Here is a 1,902-nt window from a genome sequence, read left to right as displayed (position 1 = left end):
GGGGCTCAGCCTCGCCGCCCTCGGCCACGCCCTCCCCGGCGCCCTCCGCAAACTCGACCCCCGCACCCTCTGGCGCTCCCCGGTCATGTTCCTCGTCTGGGTGGGCGCCGTCCTCACCACCGCCCTCGCCCTCGCCGAACCCCTCCTCGGCGGCCCCGCCCCCACCGGCGGCAGCCACGTCCCCACGAGCTTCACCGCCGCCATCGCCGCCTGGCTCTGGATCACCGTGCTCTGCGCCAACCTCGCCGAATCCGTCGCCGAAGGCCGCGGCAAAGCGCAAGCCGCAAGCCTCCGCCAGACCCGCTCCCACACGAGCGCCACCCGAGTCACCGGCTACCAGCCCGACACCGACCCCGCCGCCGAGCGCTGTCCCACCCGCAGCATCTCCTCCGCAGACCTCGCCCTCGGCGACACCGTCATCGTCACCGCCGGAGAACTCATCCCCTCCGACGGCGACATCATCCACGGCATCGCCACCGTCGACGAATCCGCCATCACCGGAGAATCCGCCCCCGTCGTCCGCGAATCCGGCGGCGACCGCAGCGCCGTCACCGGCGGCACCCGGGTCCTCTCCGACCGCATCGTCGTCCGCATCACCGCCCGCCCCGGCGACACCTTCGTCGACCGCATGATCGCCCTCGTCGAGGGCGCCTCCCGACAAAAAACCCCGAACGAGATCGCCCTCAACATCCTCCTCGCGTCGCTCTCGATCATCTTCGTCCTCGTCGCCCTCACCCTCAACCCCATCGCAGGCTACGCCGCCGCACCCGTCTCCGTCGTCGTCCTCGTCGCCCTCACCGTCTGCCTCATCCCCACCACCATCGGCGCCCTCCTCTCCGCCATCGGCATCGCCGGCATGGATCGCCTCGTGCAACGCAACGTCCTCGCCGTCTCCGGCCGAGCCGTCGAAGCCGCGGGCGACGTCAGCACCCTCCTCCTCGACAAAACCGGCACCATCACCTACGGCTCCCGCCGCGCCACCGCCTGGCGACGACTCGACGGCATCCGCGACGCCGACCTCACCGAGGCCGCAGCCCTCGCCTCCCTCGCCGACCCCACCCCGGAGGGGGCATCGATCGTGGCGCTCGCCGCCGCGGACGGGGTCGCCCCCGATGAGCGGCTCATCGCCGAGACGGTGCCCTTCACCGCGCAGACCCGGATGAGCGGGGTGGACCTGCGCACCGGTCGGCAGATCCGGAAGGGTGCGGGCTCCGCGGTCGCCGCCTGGGTCGCCGAGCACGGCGCGGCCCCGGAACCCGCGGCCGCCGCGCAGCTGGAGGCGATCATCGCGGAGGTCGCGGCCTCGGGCGGCACCCCGCTCGTCGTCGCCGCGCGCGACGCGGGCGGCCCGGCCCGCGTGCTGGGCGTCGTGCACCTCAAGGACGTCGTGAAGGCGGGGCTCGCCGAGCGCTTCGGCGAGCTGCGCGAGATGGGCATCCGCACGGTGATGATCACGGGGGATAACGCGCTCACCGCCGCCGCGATCGCCCGGGAGGCCGGGGTGGACGACTTCCTCGCCGAGGCCACCCCGGAGGACAAGCTCGCCCTGATTCGCCGCGAGCAGGCGGGTGGCCGCCTCGTCGCGATGACCGGGGACGGCACGAACGACGCCCCCGCCCTCGCGCAGGCCGACGTGGGCGTCGCGATGAACTCCGGCACTGCCGCGGCGAAGGAGGCCGGGAACATGGTCGACCTCGACAGCGACCCGGCGAAGCTCATCGATATCGTCCGGATTGGCAAGCAGCTGCTCATCACGCGCGGCGCGCTGACCACCTTCTCCATCGCGAACGACGTCGCGAAGTACTTCGCGATCATTCCCGCGATCTTTGTCGGGGTGTTCCCGGGGCTCGGCGTGCTGAACATTATGGGGCTCTCCTCGCCCGCCTCCGCGGTGCTCAGCGC

Annotated in this window: 1 protein-coding gene; it reads left to right on the top strand. The window is 72.7% G+C overall.

Translation table 11 applies throughout. The annotated features are described in order from the left end of the window. Positions 1 to 1,902, top strand: a 1,902-nt coding sequence (gene kdpB / locus OOT08_RS01730) for a potassium-transporting ATPase subunit KdpB (RefSeq protein WP_325091277.1), incomplete at both ends; no start/stop codon positions are given.

Source organism: Leucobacter sp. M11, assembly GCF_035726885.1.
Taxonomy (GTDB): Bacteria; Actinomycetota; Actinomycetes; order Actinomycetales; family Microbacteriaceae; genus JAPFRB01.
This window is presented reverse-complemented; position numbering and strand designations above follow the sequence as displayed.